The organism is Streptomyces humicola (assembly GCF_024436035.1).
In the GTDB taxonomy this organism is placed as follows: Bacteria; Actinomycetota; Actinomycetes; order Streptomycetales; family Streptomycetaceae; genus Streptantibioticus_B; species Streptantibioticus_B humicola.
In genome coordinates this window covers 115582-132065 of sequence record NZ_JANFNG010000016.1, presented here as the reverse complement: position 1 = coordinate 132065, position 16484 = coordinate 115582, and the positions used below count along the sequence as shown (strand labels likewise).

At 70.5% G+C, this 16484-nt stretch carries 18 protein-coding genes; 9 read left to right on the top strand and 9 right to left on the bottom strand.

Going from position 1 to position 16484, the window contains the following annotated elements:
- Positions 1-8: 8 nt before the first annotated feature.
- Positions 9-695 (top strand): class I SAM-dependent methyltransferase, encoded by a 687-nt coding sequence (locus NGB36_RS20515; RefSeq protein ID WP_255921807.1) that lies wholly within the window; start codon positions 9-11, stop codon positions 693-695.
- Here the strand turns inward: NGB36_RS20515 and NGB36_RS20510 are convergent.
- The 6 genes from NGB36_RS20510 to NGB36_RS20485 form a co-directional block, all read right to left on the bottom strand.
- Positions 682-1227 carry an Lrp/AsnC family transcriptional regulator gene (locus NGB36_RS20510; protein ID WP_255921806.1) on the bottom strand — a complete coding sequence of 182 codons (546 nt, stop codon included), beginning with the start codon at positions 1225-1227 and terminating at the stop codon, positions 682-684. The two genes, NGB36_RS20515 and NGB36_RS20510, sit on opposite strands and share 14 nt — an antisense overlap.
- Positions 1228-1295: 68 nt before the next feature.
- Entirely contained in the window at positions 1296-1532 is a 237-nt protein-coding gene (locus NGB36_RS20505; protein ID WP_255921805.1) for a hypothetical protein, read from the bottom strand.
- 108 nt (positions 1533-1640) lie between these two features.
- A complete protein-coding gene (locus tag NGB36_RS20500; protein WP_255921804.1) occupies positions 1641-2258 on the bottom strand; it encodes a GTP-binding protein in 618 nt (205 codons plus the stop codon).
- A complete protein-coding gene (locus tag NGB36_RS20495; RefSeq protein ID WP_255921803.1) occupies positions 2242-2649 on the bottom strand; it encodes a DUF742 domain-containing protein in 408 nt (135 codons plus the stop codon). Before NGB36_RS20495 ends, NGB36_RS20500 begins: the two co-directional genes overlap by 17 nt.
- Positions 2646-3089, bottom strand: a complete 444-nt coding sequence (locus NGB36_RS20490) for a roadblock/LC7 domain-containing protein (protein ID WP_255921802.1) — start codon at positions 3087-3089, stop codon at positions 2646-2648. The genes NGB36_RS20495 and NGB36_RS20490 overlap by 4 nt, the downstream gene beginning before the upstream one ends.
- Positions 3089-4894 (bottom strand): sensor histidine kinase, encoded by a 1806-nt coding sequence (locus tag NGB36_RS20485; protein ID WP_255921801.1) that lies wholly within the window; start codon positions 4892-4894, stop codon positions 3089-3091. The genes NGB36_RS20490 and NGB36_RS20485 overlap by 1 nt, the downstream gene beginning before the upstream one ends.
- Positions 4895-5354: 460 nt before the next feature.
- Between NGB36_RS20485 and NGB36_RS20480 the strand changes: the two genes are divergently transcribed.
- From NGB36_RS20480 to NGB36_RS20460, 5 genes are read left to right on the top strand one after another with little or no spacing between them, the layout of a single operon-like run.
- Complete coding sequence (locus NGB36_RS20480) at positions 5355-6932, top strand: sensor histidine kinase (protein WP_255921800.1); 1578 nt, start codon at positions 5355-5357, stop codon at positions 6930-6932.
- Between the two features lie 17 nt (positions 6933-6949).
- Positions 6950-7354, top strand: coding sequence for a roadblock/LC7 domain-containing protein (locus NGB36_RS20475; RefSeq protein WP_255921799.1), 405 nt, complete (start codon positions 6950-6952; stop codon positions 7352-7354).
- Positions 7347-7709 (top strand): DUF742 domain-containing protein, encoded by a 363-nt coding sequence (locus NGB36_RS20470; RefSeq protein WP_255921798.1) that lies wholly within the window; start codon positions 7347-7349, stop codon positions 7707-7709. Before NGB36_RS20475 ends, NGB36_RS20470 begins: the two co-directional genes overlap by 8 nt.
- Positions 7690-8352 carry a GTP-binding protein gene (locus tag NGB36_RS20465; RefSeq protein ID WP_255921797.1) on the top strand — a complete coding sequence of 221 codons (663 nt, stop codon included), beginning with the start codon at positions 7690-7692 and terminating at the stop codon, positions 8350-8352. The genes NGB36_RS20470 and NGB36_RS20465 overlap by 20 nt, the downstream gene beginning before the upstream one ends.
- A complete protein-coding gene (locus tag NGB36_RS20460) occupies positions 8349-9863 on the top strand; it encodes a cytochrome P450 (protein ID WP_372509483.1) in 1515 nt (504 codons plus the stop codon). Before NGB36_RS20465 ends, NGB36_RS20460 begins: the two co-directional genes overlap by 4 nt.
- 7 nt (positions 9864-9870) lie before the next feature.
- Here NGB36_RS20460 and NGB36_RS20455 read toward each other — a convergent pair whose 3' ends face one another.
- From NGB36_RS20455 to NGB36_RS20445, 3 genes are all read right to left on the bottom strand, one after another.
- The gene (locus NGB36_RS20455; protein ID WP_255921796.1) at positions 9871-10965 is read right to left on the bottom strand and encodes a terpene synthase family protein; all 1095 of its coding nucleotides are present in this window, start codon (positions 10963-10965) and stop codon (positions 9871-9873) included.
- Positions 10966-11073: 108 nt separating this feature from the next.
- Positions 11074-12462: an amidase gene (locus NGB36_RS20450; RefSeq protein ID WP_255921795.1), complete on the bottom strand. Its 1389-nt coding sequence runs from the start codon at positions 12460-12462 to the stop codon at positions 11074-11076.
- Between the two features lie 24 nt (positions 12463-12486).
- Positions 12487-13464: a D-2-hydroxyacid dehydrogenase gene (locus tag NGB36_RS20445; protein ID WP_255921794.1), complete on the bottom strand. Its 978-nt coding sequence runs from the start codon at positions 13462-13464 to the stop codon at positions 12487-12489.
- Between the two features lie 236 nt (positions 13465-13700).
- On the opposite strand from NGB36_RS20445, the gene NGB36_RS20440 reads away from it, so the two are divergent.
- The 3 genes from NGB36_RS20440 (at position 13701) to NGB36_RS20430 (ending at position 16432) form a co-directional block, all read left to right on the top strand.
- Positions 13701-14732 (top strand): maleate cis-trans isomerase family protein, encoded by a 1032-nt coding sequence (locus tag NGB36_RS20440; RefSeq protein ID WP_255921793.1) that lies wholly within the window; start codon positions 13701-13703, stop codon positions 14730-14732.
- A gap of 118 nt (positions 14733-14850) precedes the next feature.
- Entirely contained in the window at positions 14851-15624 is a 774-nt protein-coding gene (locus NGB36_RS20435) for a maleate cis-trans isomerase family protein (protein ID WP_255921792.1), read from the top strand.
- A gap of 70 nt (positions 15625-15694) precedes the next feature.
- Entirely contained in the window at positions 15695-16432 is a 738-nt protein-coding gene (locus NGB36_RS20430) for a GntR family transcriptional regulator (protein WP_255921791.1), read from the top strand.
- Positions 16433-16484: the final 52 nt, after the last annotated feature.

Genomic DNA, 16484 nt, shown 5'->3' with positions numbered 1-16484 from the left:
TGGGGAGCATGCGGGAGGGACACAGCGCTGCGGGCCCGGGGGCGATCACGCCCGACGGGTGCGCGGTCGAGCTCTACGAACGCCTGCCGGTCGGCGAGGAGCCGGACATCATCGAGCGCGCGGTGCCGAAGGGCGCCCGCACCCTCGAACTCGGGTGCGGCGTCGGCCGCGTGACGCATCCAATCGTCGAACGCGGCTTCACGGTGACGGCTGTCGACGAGTCGCCCGAGATGCTGAAACGCATACGTGGGGCTCGTACGGTACGCAGCCCGATCGAGACGCTGGAGCTCGACGAGCGGTTCGACGTGGTGATGCTCGCGTCGTTTCTCGTCCACACCAGTGACCTGCGCGTGCGCAAGGGGTTTCTGCGCACCTGCCGTCGTCATGTCACCGACGACGGCTGTGTGTTGATTCAACGCGAGGGCGAGGGCTGGCACGACAACGTCCCGCGCGAAGGGACATACCCGGGCGGCGGCACGGTCCGCGTGGCGTCCTCCGAGCCGGTCGCCGCCGGCGTCCGTTCGGTCCACGTCGAATACATCTTCCCGGACGCGCGCTGGACGCAGACGTTCCGCTCCCGCCCCCTGACCAAGCAGGCCTTTGAGGAACTCCTCGCCGCCTCGGGCCTGACGGTCGACGCCTACCTGACGGACGACGGCACGTGGGTCCGGGCCCTGCCCGTCAACGGGCGGTGATCGCTCGCTTCGGGAGCGGGCGTGAGTAGACGACGCTGGTGGTGACGGAGCCGAGTCCCGCGATCCGGCCGGCGACCTCTTCGAGGTGACGCATGGAGCGTGCGATCACCCTGAGCACGAAACAGTCCTCGCCGGTGACGTGGTGCGCCTCGATGATTTCGGGCGTCGCGGCGACGGGATCGTGATACGGCTTGTAGTTGCTGGTGAGGTAGCGGAGCCGCACGAACGCCATGACGGTGAGCCCCAGCCGTTCGGGGTCCACGACCGCGGCGTATCCGGCGATCACCCCGCTCTCCTCCAACCGCCGCACGCGTTCGGTGACGGCGCTCGCGGACATGTTCACGGTCCGCGCCAACTCGGCGTAGGAGGCGCGTCCATCGTTCTGGAGGGCATCGAGGACGCGCAGGTCGACGTCGTCAGGGGATTCAGCGGCACGTGCACTTCTTACCGGTGAATCCACGTCGGCGGCGCACCGGAGGGACGGGTGGCCCGTCCCTACCTGGTGCGCTTCACCGACGAGAGCGGAAGGCATGCCGCCCGGAGTGGGACCGACGTGCTCGCGGTCTCAAGGGGACTCATCCCACGCGACGAAGTGAACCCTCACAGGCCGAGGCCGTCGACGCCATTGCCGGTGCCATTGCCGTTGCTGTTGCCGAGGAGCGGGAGCGGCAGCGAGCTGAGCAGCGGGAGGCGTCCGACGCCGGGGGTGTCCGGGGCGGTGCCGGGGTTGTTGCCGCCAAGGGGCCCCGTCAGGGGTTCGGCGGCGACAGCGGGGGCGGCGGTCAGCACGCCGGCTGTGGTGAGGGTGGCGAGAGCCAGAAGTCGAACACGGGTCACGGGTCTTTCCTCTCCTGGGAGGTTTGATGCAATGGGTGAGACGTTACTCACACCCGGTTGCCGTCCCGTGGGTTCGCCGCACCCCCAGACGTGTGAGCCGTGAACTTGTCACGTCGTCGCCGGAGCGATCGCTTCGAGTGCCTGGGACATCACACGTTCGAGGAGCGCGAGCAGGACGTCCTTGCTCGATTCGCGGTGGCGTACGTCGCAGAGCAGCACCGGGACCGCCGGATCGACGTCAAGTGCGGCGCGCACCTCGTCCTGCGTGCATTCCCTCTTGCCGTGGAAGCAGTTGACGCCGACGGCGAACGGGATGCCGCGCTGCTCGAAGAAGTCGATCGAGGCGAAGCTCGTCTCCAGGCGGCGGGTGTCCGCGAGGACGACCGCGCCCAGTGTGCCCACAGACAGGTCGTCCCACATGAACCAGAAACGCTGCTGCCCGGGCGTGCCGAAGAGATAGAGGACGAGCTCACCGCTGATGGTGATGCGGCCGAAGTCCATGGCGACCGTCGTCGTGGACTTCTGCTCCACCCCCTCCAGGTCGTCCACCCCCATGCTGGCCGCGGTCATGAACTCCTCGGTCTCCAGGGGCGGGATCTCGCTCACCGAGCCGACCATCGTGGTCTTGCCGACACCGAAGCCGCCCGCTATGAGGATCTTGACCGCTCCGGGGACGCCGCCGGTCAGCTCGATGCCGTCCTCAATACCGTCAGAGTCTGCGTACACCCTCGATCACCCTTTGAATGATGCGGACGTCCGGCGCATCCACCGCGACCGGGGCCCGGGTCAGGATCAGCGCGTCCTCGATGAGGTCGCCGAGCAACACCTTCACCACGCTGATCGGCAGGTCGAGACGGCCTGCGATCTCCGCGACGGCGAGCGGCTGTTCACGGCACAGCTCCAGGATCGCCGCGGGCTCGGGCCGCATCCGCACCGTCACCTGGCGTGGGTCGCGCGCCACCACCAGCGTGATGAGCGCAAGGTCGTCGCCCCGCGGACGGGTACGACCTCCGGTGATGGTGTACGGACGCACCAGTGGTCCCGCGTGCCGGTCGAACCACGCCTGTGCGGCAGCGGCCGCGGCTGCATCCGGAGGGATGCCGCGGTCTTCGGTCACGCGGCGTCACCGCGGCCGCCGGGCGTCTCGGCGTCGGCTCGCGGGGCCGCGCTCAGGAACCGGCCGACCTGCTTGACGAGCATGTTCATCTCATACGCGACGGTGCCGGCGTCCACCTCGGAGGTGGCCAGGACAGCCAGGCGCGCGCCCCGCCCGGCGGCCGTGACGAAGAGGAAGATGTTCTCCAGCTCGATCACCGTCTGGCGCACCGGTCCGCCGTCGAAGTGCTTGCCGATGCCGCGGGCGAGGCTCTGCAAGCCGGAGGCGACGGCTGCCAGGTGTTCGGAACCGGCGCGGTCGAGGTCCTTGGAACGGGCCACCGGCAGGCCGTCCTCGGAGAGCACCAGCGCGTGCTTGGTCTCGGGGACCTGGGAGACAAGGTTGTCCAGCAGCCAACTGAGGTCGCTGACCGCCTGGTTCACGGGCGCGGGAGTGGTCATCAGTGTCGGTCCTCCGGTGCAGGTGCGGGGGAGTCGGCCCCGCCGCTGTCGATGTCACGCGCGTCGCGGCCGTCGTGCGCGTCGCGCGGTTCGCTGTCACGGGCGAGGCGGGTGGCACGCTGGATGGCGGCCATCGTGGCGCGTGAGGCCTCGGCGGTGGGGGCCGGTGCGTCCGGGGTCGCGGCGCGCCGCGCTGCCCCCTGAGCCCGGGCGCCGGGCGCCTCCTCGGTGGCGGCGGTCTCGCGCAACTGGGCGGCAAGACTGGCCCGTTTGACGCGCTTGGGCAGTATCCGTCGTTCGCCGTTCTGCGCCGTGACGCCGTCTTCCGGTCCCGTGCCCGAGCCCGGCTCCGGGCGCGCCTCGACGGAGGCGGCCGACGCGGCGCTCTGGGCGGGAACGGCGGCCGGCGAGCGGTCGGCGGCCTGCTCGTGGTGGGAGCGTTCCGTTACGTGCGCCGATACCGCGGCCACCTGCACCGCGGCGGCCCCGCGTGCATCCGCGCCGGTCGCCTGATCGGCCTGAGCCCCAGCGCCCACTGCGGCCGTGGCGTGCTCGGGCGCCGTCTCCTGCGCCCCCTCCTGGCGCGCGGCCTGCGCCGTGCCCCAGGGCAGCGCAGCCCCGGGCGCCGACGGTGCTCCGCCCGTGGCCGCCCCGGCGCCGCCCGCGTCGACGAGCCCCTGCGGCAGCAGGACGATCACGCGCGTTCCGCCGTACGGAGAACGCCGCAGCTCGACGTTGACGCCGTGCCGGTGGGCGAGCCGCCCGACGACGAACATGCCCAGGCGACCGTCCTCACCCATCGGTGCGCTGTCGAAGCTCGACGCATTGGCGAGCAGGGTGTTGATCCGCCGGTACTGCTCGTCGGGCATGCCGAGCCCGCGGTCCTCGATCTCCAGCACCAGACCGTGCGCGACGTCCTCGCCGGTGATGGTGACATGGCTGTGCGGAGGGGAGAAGCTGCAGCCGTTCTCGAGGAGTTCGGCGAGCAGATGGACGATGTCGGCGACGGCACGGCCGAGGACCGTGGTGCGCGGCAGGTTCTCCACCTCGACCCGGGTGTACTCCTCGGTCTCGGAGACCGCACTGCGGACCACGTCCATCAAGGGAACGCCGTGGCGCCACTGGCGCGGCGGGAGCGCGCCGCCGAGGATCACTAGGTTCTCCGCATGCCGCCGAAGCCGCGTCGACAGGTGGTCTACGGCGAACAGCTCCTGCAGCAGGTCCGGGTCCTCGTGGCTGCGTTCCATCGTGTCGAGCAGGGCGACCTGACGGTGAATCAGGGCCTGAGTCCGCCGGGCGAGGTTGAGGAAGATCTTCCGGACGTTCTCACGCGAGTCCGACTGGCGGACGGCGAGGGCGAGCGCGGCGCGCTGGGCGGCCGCGATCTCGTGTGCCGTGCGGCCCAGCTCGTCGTCGCCGAGCTGCGGTTCCGGCACGATCTCAGCGGTGTCGACCGGCTGCCCCGCGGCCATCCGGGAGGCGGCGTGCGGCAGCCCGTGCTCTGCCAGCTCGCGCGCCGAGGCGCGCAGCGAGGCGAGCCGGGTGCTGAGCGTCCGGCGGGCCCGCAGCGCCATCACGGCGGAGAAGAGCAGGGCCGCGACGGCGAGCGCGGTGCCGGCGGCGACGCGGGCAGCCCGGCCGTCGCCGAGCAGCGGGGGAGCGACGCAGGCCCACAGCGCGGCGAGGCCGAACCAGGGCACGGCCGCAGCGAGGAACAGCAGGGTGTGCAGGCCGGCCGGCTCTGCGGGGTGCGCGGAGCGCACGGAGTGTGGGGCCGAGTCCTCATCGCGTATGCGTCGGTGCATCGTGTCCTCGTGTCACGGCGGTACGGCGGCGTCAGCTCTCGTACAGGCAACGCACCGTAGCAGCGCGGAAACACATGGCGTGTGCCATTGGCAACCCGGCACTCCCGATCGGGTTAATTGGCCTATCCTGCGCGCGCGGTGACACCATTTCGCGGTAATGCGCGTACGCCCGCGCGCGGCGCGTCCGCGCCTGCTCCCGCGCACGTTCCGTGGTTCTGACGCACTGTCAAATTTCTGTGGTTGTAGAGGGATTGGCGCCGCATCGGCGTCGCATGGCATCTCTGCTCAACCTTGCCCCTGGCAATCCGGGAGTCGCTATGCTCGCCGGTGGCGCAGCGCATTGACGGCGCTACGTTGCGTCGTTGCGTCGCGCTGCCGTGATGCCACCGCCAGGGGCGGAGGGCCTTCAAGGGGTCGTGCTCCCCATATCCCACATTTCCTTTGATCGTTGAGGATTCAGATGGTTCGTGCTGAGGGGTCACCCGGCAGCCAACGGCTCGCCTCTGTCCTCCTGCTGCTCCCACCCGTCACCGTGGCCGCGCTCACCGTCCTCGCGGAGTTCGTCGTCTCCGCGGGGGCCCGATGGCCCGTCGCCTGGTGCGGCGGGGCGGCGACGCTGGCCGTGGCGGTGGTCGCGGCGGAAGGGGCGCGCCGAGGGCGAGTGATAGCCGAGCTGCGTGAGCAGAACACGCGGCTCCAGACCGACGTCGAGCGCCGGATCGCGGACCAGCAGGTCGCGATCGACCGGCTCGCCGACGCCGAGCTGTCCGCGGCGGTGGGCGCCCTCCAGCAGGGCGCCTCCATCGACGAGGTGATGCACGGCGTCGCCGACGACTCGCGGCTCGAGTCGCGGTACGACGCGGCCCGCCGCCGCGTGCTGCGCTACACGTTGAACGCGGTCTCCACCGAGGAGGACCTGCGCGAGACGTCGAAGCGGGGATTCGAGAGCGTTTCGCGGCGCGTGCAGGCCATCGTCAACCGGCAGTCGCGCGACATCGAGGTGATGCAGGACCGCCACGGCCGCGACGCCGACGTCCTGCGTGATCTGATGCACCTCGACCACGGCACGCAGATGATCGGACGGCTGGCGGACAGCATCGCGGTACTGAGCGGTGCGCGCTCCGGCCGCCAGTGGGTGAAGCCGCAGCCGCTGTACAACGTGCTGCGGGCGGCGGTCGGACGGATCCTCCATTACACCCGGGTGGACATCGCCTCCGTGCCCAAGGTCGCCGTCGACGGTCCCGCCGTGGAGCCGCTGATCCATGCGATGGCCGAAATGCTCGACAACGCCACCCAGTACTCGCCGCCCAAGACCCGCGTCATCCTCAGCGCCACCGAGGTCCAGGCGGGCGTCGCCATGGAGATCGAGGACCGCGGTCTCGGCCTGAGCGAGGAGACACGGGCCCGCGCCGAGCACGTCCTGGAGCAGGCGCGGCGCGGCATCGACCTCAACGAGCTGGGCGAGACGCCGCAGCTCGGACTCGCCGTGGTCGGCCGGCTCGCCCAGACCCACGGCTTCCAGGTGGAGTTGCGGCCCAACGCCTACGGAGGCGTGCGCGCGGTGCTCACAGTGCCGCGTCGCTGGATCACCACCGCACCGGTGAGCGGAGTCAGGGCTCGTTCCAGGGCGCTCGCCTCGCCGCCACGGCCGGTCGACCCGCCGGCCCGCCGGATGCCCGGGCCCAGGCAGCCCTTTGCCGACGCCGAGCAGGACGACATGCCGGTGGCGTACGAGCGGACCGCGAACGGGCTGCCGCAGCGTCATCGCCGTATGGCGGTACCTCCCGCCGGATCCGACGCCGCCGCCGCGACCGTCATCAGCCAGATGCGTGCGGACACGCCCCCCGATGCGCCCCCGCCGCCCGCATCCTCGACCACGTCCGGCACCTCCGCCTCCTCCGGCACCCCCGTGACCGAGGAACCGGGCATGTGGGTGGCCGACTTCATGCGGGGTCTGAGCGGTGCTCCGGCGACAAGTGGCCCGGAGGGCCAGGCCGGCCAGGCCGGTGACGGGCACGACGGAGAGGCGGAGCAGTGATGCCACGGTGGGACGAGATGGACTGGATTTTCAAGGACCTGGCGGCCAGTGTTCCGCAGATCCGTCACGTGGTGCTGCTCTCCGCGGATGGTTTGCGCATGGCCGAATATGCCACTGACCCGGACAACAGCGACCCGCACACGGCGGAATATCTCGCTGCCACATGCGCGAGTCTGCAAAGCCTCGCGGCGGCCGTCGGTGAGATGTTCCCGCACGGCGACGGGAAGATGCGGATGGTCGTGATCGAGGTCTCCGGTGGATTCCTCTATCTGATGGCGGCCGGTGCCAGGGCCTATTTGGCCGTGATGGCGGATCACGGCGTCGACGCGGGGCTTCTCGCGCAGTGCATGCGAGATCTGGTGGCGCGCATCGGAGAGCATCTGACGAGTCCGCCGCGCATGACGGGCAGCCCGCATGCGTGAACCCGATGAGGGCGTGGAAGAGGAGGGCACACCGGACAGGCTTTACGCCGTCACCGGCGGCAGGACCCAGGCGTCGAGGGACGCCGGACTCGATCTGGTCTCACTGATCGTCTCCCGGCAGGAGCCACGGCCCGGAATGCCGCCCGAGCACGCTGACATCCTGCGCCTGTGCGGAAATCCGACATCCATCGCCGAGATCTCCTCCTATCTCGCGCTGCCGTTCAGCGCGGTCACCGTTCTCCTCGCCGACTTGGTGGAGCGGGACCAAGTGGAGGTACGCGCACCGCTTCCCGCCGCACACCGTCGCAATACGACGCTGATCAAGGAGGTGATGGATGGACTGGGAAAGCTCTGACACGTCCGCGTCCGATGGGGTCGCGTCCGACACGATCGCGGCGCCGCGCAGGGGACCGCGCAAGGAGGACGTCCTTCCGGCATCGGTCACCGCCGCCGTCAAGATCGTGATCGTCGGAGGGTTCGGGGTGGGCAAGACCACCCTGGTCGGCTCCGTCAGCGAAATCCGTCCGTTGCGGACGGAGGAGACGATGACCCAGGCGGGCGTCGGCGTGGACGACACCCTGGGAGTGGAGGAGAAGGTCACCACCACTGTCGCCATGGACTTCGGCCGCATCAGCCTCAACGACCGGCTGGTGCTCTACCTCTTCGGCACCCCTGGCCAGCAGCGCTTCTGGTTCCTGTGGCGGGGGCTGTTCGACGGGGCGCTCGGTGCCGTGGTCCTCGTCGACACCCGCAGGCTGGAGGTCAGCTTCGACGTCATCGGGCAACTGGAGGAACGCCAGGTGCCGTTCGTCGTCGCCAACAACGCGTTCCCCGGAGCCCCCCGCCATGCGGCGGAGGAACTGAGAGCGGCACTCGACCTGCCCCAGCACGTCCCCATCGTCGACTGCGACGCCCGGCAACGCGCGTCCAGCCGCGATGTGCTGATGAAGCTCATGCACTACCTGCACGATCTCGCCCTGACCCCGGAGCGGCTGTGACCAGTCCAAGCAACCCTCCTGTCCCGTCCCCCACGGACCACTCCCATGCCGACGCCCACGCCGACGCGCTGACCGCGCCGCCGCCTGGGTGCCCCGCCCACGGCTCGTCGGGCCCCGCCCTGCGGCGGCTGTTCGGCGCCGAGGCCGAATCGGACCCGATGGGCCTCTACGAGCGTCTGCGCCGCGAACACGGCACGGTGGCGCCGGTCCTCGTCCATGGTGACGTGCCGGCCTGGCTCGTCCTGGGCTACCACGAGAACCTCGAAGTCATGCGCAGTCCCTCGCGTTTCTCGCGGGACTCCCGCCGCTGGCACGCCCTGCAGGACGGGAAGGTCGGCCCGGAGCACCCGCTCGCGCCCATCGTGGCCTGGCAGCCGATCTGCGTCTTCACCGACGGCGCCGAGCACGAGCGGCTGCGCGGCGCCGTCACCGCGAGCCTCGACCGATTCAACGGCCGAGGCGTGCGCCGCCACATCACCCGCTTCGCCCATCAGCTGATCGACGACTTCACCACGGACGGGCGCGCGGAGCTGGTGAACCAGTTCGCCGAACAGCTTCCGATGCTCGTCATGACGCAGCTGCTCGGCATGCCCGAGAAGTACGGGCCACGGCTGGTCGAGGCCGCCCGCGACATGATCCAGGGGACGGAGACGGCCGTCGCCAGCAATGCCTACATCATGCAGCTGCTCGGGGAGCTCGTCGCGGAGAAGCGTGTCGCGCCCGGCCCCGACTTCGCGAGCTGGCTCATCGAACACCACTCCAACCTCACCGACGCCGAGGCCGAGCAGCACCTGCGGCTCGTGCTCATCGCGGCGTTCGAGACCACCGCCAACCTGATTGCCAACACGCTGCGCAGGCTGCTCACCGACCGCAATCTGCGCTCCTCACTGGCCGCCCGGGGAGGGCACCTCAGCCTGCCCGACGCCGTGGAGCAAGTGCTGTGGAACGAGCCGCCGTTCACCACCATCCTCGGCCGCTGGGCCACCGGCGACACGGAACTCGGCGGACAGCACATCAAGGGCGGTGACATGGTGATCCTTGGGCTCGCCGCCGGCAACGTCGACCCGGCCATCCGTACCGACCCCGACGACCCCGATGACGGCAGCGCCAACTCCTCCCATCTCGCCTTCAGCGGTGGTCCGCACGAATGCCCCGGCCGCGCCATCGGCCGGGCCATTGCGGACACCGGGATCGACGTACTGCTGACCCGGCTCCCCGACCTCCACCTCTCCGTGCCCGATAGCGAGCTGCGCGTCAACTCTTCGCTGATGTCCCGCCATCTGGTCGAACTGCCCGTGGAGTTCACACCGGGGCCGAAGCAGCCGGAGCAGTCGGCTCCCTACCTGCCCGTGACACCGCCCGCCCAGCGGCAGCCGGAGTCGGCGTCGGAGTCCGGGCAGCCGGCGGACGCTGCAGGCCCCGGGACGGAGGCTGCGGACACGGCGGCGGGCCCGCGCCGCCGTCGCTGGTGGCGGCGGCTGGCCGACTGGCTGCGGCGACCGGCGGGCTGACGGACGGCTACGCGTCCAGGGTTCCCCACCACCAGGCAATGGCCGGGATGGGAAGGGGTTCTCGGCTGACGTCCGCCGGGAGCCCCTTCCACCAGTCCGCAGGCGAGGCCGGTGCCGCCACGGGTGCCACGGACGGGGCCGTGTACCGCGCACAGTGCGAGGCCCAGTCGAGGTGGCCGCGGATGAACTGGCCCAGGCCGTGCACATAGCGCCGCAGTTCACTGCCCGCGCCGCCGGCGACGACCTGCTGTCGCAGACGGAGGAAATGCACCATGACCCGGTCGCGCAGCGTCACCGCCTCTTCGAGCGCTTCGGCGGGATCGCAACCGCGCTCATGGGCGAGGACATCGATCAGATTGAGATCGTCCCCGGCCCGGGAGATCTCCTTGTTCCGGGAATAGAAGTCGTTGTCCCAGCTCACCAATGTCCACGTCATCTCGGTGAGAGCGCGGACGGCGGGACGCTCCAGATCGCGATCGGGCACCTCATATCCGGCCATCACATCGATCAGTGCCGTGGACGGTGCCATTCCTATCGCCCGCATCCACATGGCGACGTAGTCGTTGAGCGCGGGAAGACCGCTCGCCGTGCGGTATTCGGCCTCCCATACCAAGCCATGGGCATAGGTGCGCATCGCCTCGGCCCAGCGCCGCAGTTGATTGGGTGAGGCGTGTTCCTCCATTTCCGTGCGCAGCTTGCGCATTGCGGCCGCGTGCGGCGAGTCGCCATCGGATCCGGCATCCCCGGCGCCTTCCACGGCGCGCAGGATGTTCGCGGTCGTACGGGAGAGATCAGCCGGCGTGACGGGCACTTCGTCGCATTGGCTGTCGTCGAGCGAGAAGAGCACAGAGTGGAATTTCGCCATTGCCGTCAGCGCGCGGGGCAAGCCGTACGGCATCGTCTTCGCCGTCAACCCCCCGAAATCACACAGGGTGAGACGGTGCAGTTGACGGGGGTCGGAGTCGAGTTCCTGTCGCATCATCCACCGCACGGCTGCGGCGTCGATGTCGTCGACAAGAGGGTGGACGGCCGGCGCGATGGGGCAATAGAACGGGACGGCTTTCAGCGGTGGTGCAGGTATTCGATCCGCTACCTCTGTCATGTCCGGTCTCCGCACTGTCGCAACGTGGCTGAAACCATGCTGCTGTTGACCGTATCGGCGGCGCAGTGCGGCGGAAGAAGGAAACGCGCCATTTGTTCGATCTACGAGTCAGAGCGGCAGTCCCGACTCGTACAGGGCGTGCGAGGCGCGCAGCACCAGCGCGTCCGCATGGCGCGCCCCCACCAGCTGCACACCCACCGGCAGCCCGCTCCCGTCCGTGCCGCACGGCACCGACGCGGCCGGCTGCTGGGTCATGTTGAACGGGTAGGTGAACGGCGTCCACCCCGTCCACCGCGGGCTCGGCGCGCCCTCCGGCGCCTCGCGGCCCGCCGCGAAGGCCGTGATCGGCAGCGTTGGGGTGAGCAGCAGGTCGTAGGACTCGTGGAAGCAGCCCATCGCGTGGCCCAGCCGCATGCGTACGTCCACCGCGCCCAGGTACTCCAGCGCGCTGTAGCCGGCGCCCTGCTCGCAGATCTCCCGCAGACCCGGGTCGAGCAACGCGCGCTGCTCCGGCGCGAGATGCTCCACGACCTTGGCAGCGCCGCTGAACCACAGGGTGTGAAAGGCCTCAACCGGGTCCTCGCCGATCGGCGGATCGGCCTCCTCGACGATCGCGCCGAGCCCGGCGAGGCGGTCCGCGGCCCGCCGGACGACCGCCGCGACATCCGGGGCCACGCTCGCGATGCCGCCCAACGACGGGCTGTACGCGATCCGCAGTCCTGCAACGCCGCCCGTGATGACCGAGGTGAAGTCGCCTTCCATCGCCGGGAGCCCGGACCAGTCGCGCCAATCGGGGGCGCTGATGACGTCCATCATCAAGGCGGCGTCGGCGGCGTCCCGTGTGAGCGGACCGACATGGGCCAGCGTCCCGAACGCGCTCGCCGGATACAGCGGCACCCTGCCGTACGTCGGCTTCAGTCCGAAGACCCCGCAGAAGGACGCCGGGATGCGCACCGAGCCGCCGCCGTCCGTGCCCAGACTCATCGGTCCGGCGCCGAGAGCGACGGCCGCCGCGCTGCCGCCGCTGGACCCTCCCGCGGTGCGTGACGGATCGTGCGGGTTGCGGGTGATGCCGTAGACCGGGCTGTCGGTGACGCCCTTCCAGCCGAACTCCGGCGTCGTCGTCTTGCCGGTGAAGACGGCGCCGTGCTCGCGCAGCCGCGCGACCGACGGGGCGTCCTCGTCCCACGCCTGGCCCTTCGGGTCGATGGTGAGCGAGCCGCGCAGCGTCGGGCCGCCGCGCAGCAGCAGGATGTCCTTGACCGAGACCGGTACGCCGTCGACCAGCCCGGCCGGCTCCCCGCGCCGCCACCGCTCCTCGGAGGCGCGCGCCGTGTCCATCGCCGCCTCGGAGTCGATACGGCAGAAGGCGTTGACGCGCGGCTGCACGGCCTCGATGCGCTCCAGCACTGAGCCGACGACCTCGACCGGCGAGAACGTCCGGTCCGCGTAGCCCTGAAGGAGTTGACGAGCCGTCAGTTCGTGCAGGTCGGTCATGCGGGCCCTCCGAACGGAGTTTTTTCAGGCAACGGGCACGTAGCCGAGGCGCTTGTCGACGACATTGAGCAGAGGCCGACCGTCCACCCACCGTGCGTAGTTGTCAAGGAACTGCTCGGCCAGATCGTCCCGCCACCCGATGGTGTCGGCGCTCATGTGCGGCGAGACGAGAAGGCCGGGCACATCCCACATGCGGTGGTCCTCGGGGAGCGGCTCGTCCTCGAAGACGTCGAGCGCCGCGCCGGCGATACGGTGCTCCAGCAGCGCATCCACCAGTTCGTCACCGACGACCAGCGGCCCGCGCCCGACGTTGATCAGCCGCGCTGACGACTTCATCCTGGCGAAGGCGGAGGCGCCGAACATGCCGCGCGTCTGCTCGGTGAGCGGCGCCGCGCACACCACCCAGTCGGCCTCCGGCAGCAGCCCCGAGAGGGCGTCGGAGGGGTGGATTCGGCCGAACTCCGGATCGTCGTCGCGCCCGGTGCGCCCGACGAGGTCGACGGCGATGCCGAGCGCGGCGAGGGTGCAGCCGACGGCCCGTCCGATCGGCCCCGAGCCGACGACCAGCGCCTTTGTGCCGGCCACCCGCAATGTCTCCCGGTGCCGCCAACGGCGCTGCCGCTGAAGCTCCCATGTGCCGCGGAAATCCTTGGCCATGGCGAGCACGAGCCCAGCGACGTATTCGGCGATCGGCTGCTCGAAAATGCCTCGCGCGTTGGTCAGGACCGCCTTGGATTCCACGAGCGCAGGGAAGATGAGCCGGTCGACGCCCGCGCTTGCGGTGTGCACCCAGGCGGGCACGGGCCCCTCGTCCGGCCATGCGGCGCGGATCAGGTCGGTGTCGAAATCCCAGACGAGCAGGACATCCGCCTCGGAGAGCTGGGAGGAAAGGCGCGCCGGGTCGCTGTCGGCCCGCACAATCCTGGCACCGGGTGTCAACCGGTCCAGCTGCGGCGGAAGCTCACCGCCCGTGACAAGGACAAGAAGGGTGTGAACGGTCATTGGCGTGAAACCGCCCCGAAATGTGAGCCTGCTGTCATGGTGGAGGCCCGCTGCAATGGCGTGTCCCCGGTGGGGTCCCATGGCGGATTGACCACGTTAGGAATCCGTATCTACCGTTGTCAACAATCTACCTGTCCACAGCTCCACACACCGGTCGTCCGTTTCGGACATGCCTGCGGACCTGCTCTCGTCCGCATCCAGCCCTGCGTCCCTGCGTCCGTGAAGGGGCCTCGTCCATGGACATCACTTTTCTCGGCGGACCGCTGCCACAGCGGGGTGTCGGTGTCGTAGCGCCGTTCGATTTCGCGCTCGATCGCGAACTGTGGCGCTGGGTGCCCGACGAGGTCTCCCTGCATCTGACGCGAACCCCTTTTGTGCCCGTCGAGGTCAGCCTCGACATGGCCCGCATGATCAGTGAGCACGAGACGCTGCGCGAGGCCGTCCGCGCGCTGCACATCGTCATGCCCGAATCCCTCGCATATGCCTGCACGTCGGGCAGCTTCGTCGGCGGCCGGGCCGGCGAGGAGGCGATGTGCGCGGCGATGCGCGAGAGCGCGGCCGGGCTGCCGGCCGTGACCACCTCGGGTGCGCTCCTCGAAGCGCTGCGCGACGTCGGGGCACGGCGGATCGCCGTCGTCACCCCGTACACCAAGTCGGTGACCGACTCCCTGGAGGCGTTCCTCGGTGAGGCGGGGATCGCGGTCACCGGGCGCGCGTACCTCGGTCTGACCCGGGAGATCTGGCGGGTGCCGTACCGGGACGTGGTCGACATGGCCCGCAATGCGGTGGTCGGCGCCGCCGAGGCGCTCTTCATCAGCTGCACCAACCTCCCGACGTATGACGTGATCCCGCAGCTCGAAGCGGAGTTGCGGATGCCGGTGCTCTCCGCCAACCAGGTGACGATGTGGGCGGCGCTGCGGCGGATGGGGGCGCAGGCGGTCGGCCCGTACCAGGCCCTGCTCGACCCGGAGGCGCGGGTCGGGATCGCGCCTGCGGTGTCGGCCGTGGTGCTGCCGCCGATGGAGATCGTCGAGCCCGGGCAGGGCTTCCCCGAGCAGGCGCTGGCGGAGCCGGCCCTGGCCGAGCAGGCGTTCACCGAGCCGTCGGCCGGCGTGCCCGAGCCGGCCCTCGCGGGCCAGCCGCTCGGCGAGCCGCTGGCCGAGGCGGTGGCGGAGGCGGTCGGGGAGTCGGAGGCGTTCGACGCCCTCGACCCGCCCTCTCCACCGTCCCCGCCCGACGACCTCGGCGGCCGGCTCGGCTTCACCTGAGGTTTCAGTTTCACCTGAGGCCTCAACTGAGGTTGCAGGGAAGGAAGTCTGTAGGACTTCTGTAGGACTGTCGACAATCCGCGGATCCCGCCTATGCTGACGGACGGAAGGGGGCGCCATGACCGTCACGCACAACCGGGCCGGATCCACCGGGGGCATCGCCCGCACGGTCGGCTTCCTCTATCCCGGCCACTCCGCCGAGGACGACTATCCGCTGCTCGAACGGCTCGTCGCGCGCTCCGGTCCCCGCGTCCGGCTGCCGCTGGTCCATACCGACATCGGCGAGGACGCGCACCGCGTCGACGCGCTGCTGGAGATGGGATCGGCCGCACGGCTCGCCGCCGGGGCGCGGGAGCTCGCAGTCCACGGAGCCCAGGCGGTGGTGTGGGCGTGCACCAGCGCCAGCTTCGTCTTCGGCCGGCACGGCGCGGAGCAGCAGGTGCGGGAGCTCTCCGAGGTGGCCGGAATCCCCGCCTCCTCCACCTCGTTCGCCTTCGCGCACGCCGTGCAGGCGCTTGGCGTCCGGCGGGTGGCCGTCGCCGCGACCTACCCCGAGGACGTCGCCGAGCACTTCACCACGTTCCTGAAGGAGTCCGGCGCCGAGGTCGTCTCCACCCACGGCAGCGGGATCATCACCGCGGCGGAGGTCGGCACCTGGGGCCGCTCCGAGGTGCTCGCGCTGGCCCGCGGCGGCGACCACCCCGAGGCCGAGGCGGTCCTGCTGCCGGACACCGCGCTGCACACCGCCGCGTACCTCGCCGACCTGGAGGACGCGGTCGGCAAGCCGGTGCTCACCGCCAACCAGGTCACGGTGTGGGAGGGGCTGCGGCTGTTGGGCGCCGACACCGCGCGCGAGGGGCTGGGTACGCTCTTCGACGCGGCGAGCGGCTAGCTCGAGCGCCTGTCCCGGCAGTCCAGCCCTGCCCAGCAGACCGCCAGTCCCAGTGGCACGAGGAGCGATGGTGACGTCCGGCCCAGCCAGTGAGTCCCGGGAGGGCGAGCGGCGTCTCGCTCCCGTCAAGCGGGAACCCGCCGCGATCGTCATCGCACGTCGTCTCACCGAGGCGGTAATGGACGGCACCCTCGCCCCCGGCCGCCAGCTCGGCGAGGTCGAGCTCGCCGCCCAGCTCGGGGTGAGCCGCGGGCCGCTGCGCGAGGCCATGCAACGCCTGGTCCAACAGGGCATTCTGCGCAGCGAACCGCACCGCGGGGTGTTCGTCGTCGAACTGTCCGACGACGACGTCACCGACATCTACCTCGCCCGGACCGCGATCGAGGCCGCCGCCTGCCGCATCGTGATCCGCCACCACCCGCAGCGCACCGCCGCCCGGCTCGCCACGGCGCACCGTGCGATGGCGGCGGCGGCACGGCAAGGCGACCCAGCGGCGCTCGCCGCGGCCGACATGGAGCTGCACCAGATCCTCATCGCCGAGTCCGGCAGTCCGCGGCTCGCCCGGATGGCCGACACGTTGTTCGTCGAGACGCGGATGTGCCTGTCCGCGCTCACGGTCACCTACAGCGCCCCGACCGACCTCGTCGCCGAGCATGCGGCGATCATCGAGGCGCTGCGGGAGGGCGACGAGAAGCTGCTGATCGAACTGCTCGACGAGCACATGCAGGATGCGCTGCGGCGGCTCGTCCCCGTCGACGGAATGCAAGCCTGCGGGCTGCCCGGCACGCCGCAGGACCGCCCCGCGTGAACGGGAATACGCACAGCCGCTGATCCGGTTGACCGCTGCCGAAGGCACAGGT

Bases quoted from the DNA above. Each gene is read 5' to 3' on its own strand.
- NGB36_RS20485 (WP_255921801.1), bottom strand. From the start codon at position 4,894: ATGCACCGACGCATACGCGATGAGGACTCGGCCCCACACTCCGTGCGC.
- NGB36_RS20475 (WP_255921799.1), top strand. From the start codon at position 6,950: ATGGACTGGATTTTCAAGGACCTGGCGGCCAGTGTTCCGCAGATCCGT.
- NGB36_RS20515 (WP_255921807.1), top strand. From the start codon at position 9: ATGCGGGAGGGACACAGCGCTGCGGGCCCGGGGGCGATCACGCCCGAC.
- NGB36_RS20440 (WP_255921793.1), top strand. From the start codon at position 13,701: ATGGACATCACTTTTCTCGGCGGACCGCTGCCACAGCGGGGTGTCGGT.
- NGB36_RS20470 (WP_255921798.1), top strand. From the start codon at position 7,347: ATGCGTGAACCCGATGAGGGCGTGGAAGAGGAGGGCACACCGGACAGG.
- NGB36_RS20465 (WP_255921797.1), top strand. From the start codon at position 7,690: ATGGACTGGGAAAGCTCTGACACGTCCGCGTCCGATGGGGTCGCGTCC.
- NGB36_RS20480 (WP_255921800.1), top strand. From the start codon at position 5,355: ATGGTTCGTGCTGAGGGGTCACCCGGCAGCCAACGGCTCGCCTCTGTC.
- NGB36_RS20450 (WP_255921795.1), bottom strand. From the start codon at position 12,462: ATGACCGACCTGCACGAACTGACGGCTCGTCAACTCCTTCAGGGCTAC.
- NGB36_RS20435 (WP_255921792.1), top strand. From the start codon at position 14,851: ATGACCGTCACGCACAACCGGGCCGGATCCACCGGGGGCATCGCCCGC.
- NGB36_RS20510 (WP_255921806.1), bottom strand. From the start codon at position 1,227: ATGCCTTCCGCTCTCGTCGGTGAAGCGCACCAGGTAGGGACGGGCCAC.
- NGB36_RS20455 (WP_255921796.1), bottom strand. From the start codon at position 10,965: ATGACAGAGGTAGCGGATCGAATACCTGCACCACCGCTGAAAGCCGTC.
- NGB36_RS20490 (WP_255921802.1), bottom strand. From the start codon at position 3,089: ATGACCACTCCCGCGCCCGTGAACCAGGCGGTCAGCGACCTCAGTTGG.
- NGB36_RS20445 (WP_255921794.1), bottom strand. From the start codon at position 13,464: ATGACCGTTCACACCCTTCTTGTCCTTGTCACGGGCGGTGAGCTTCCG.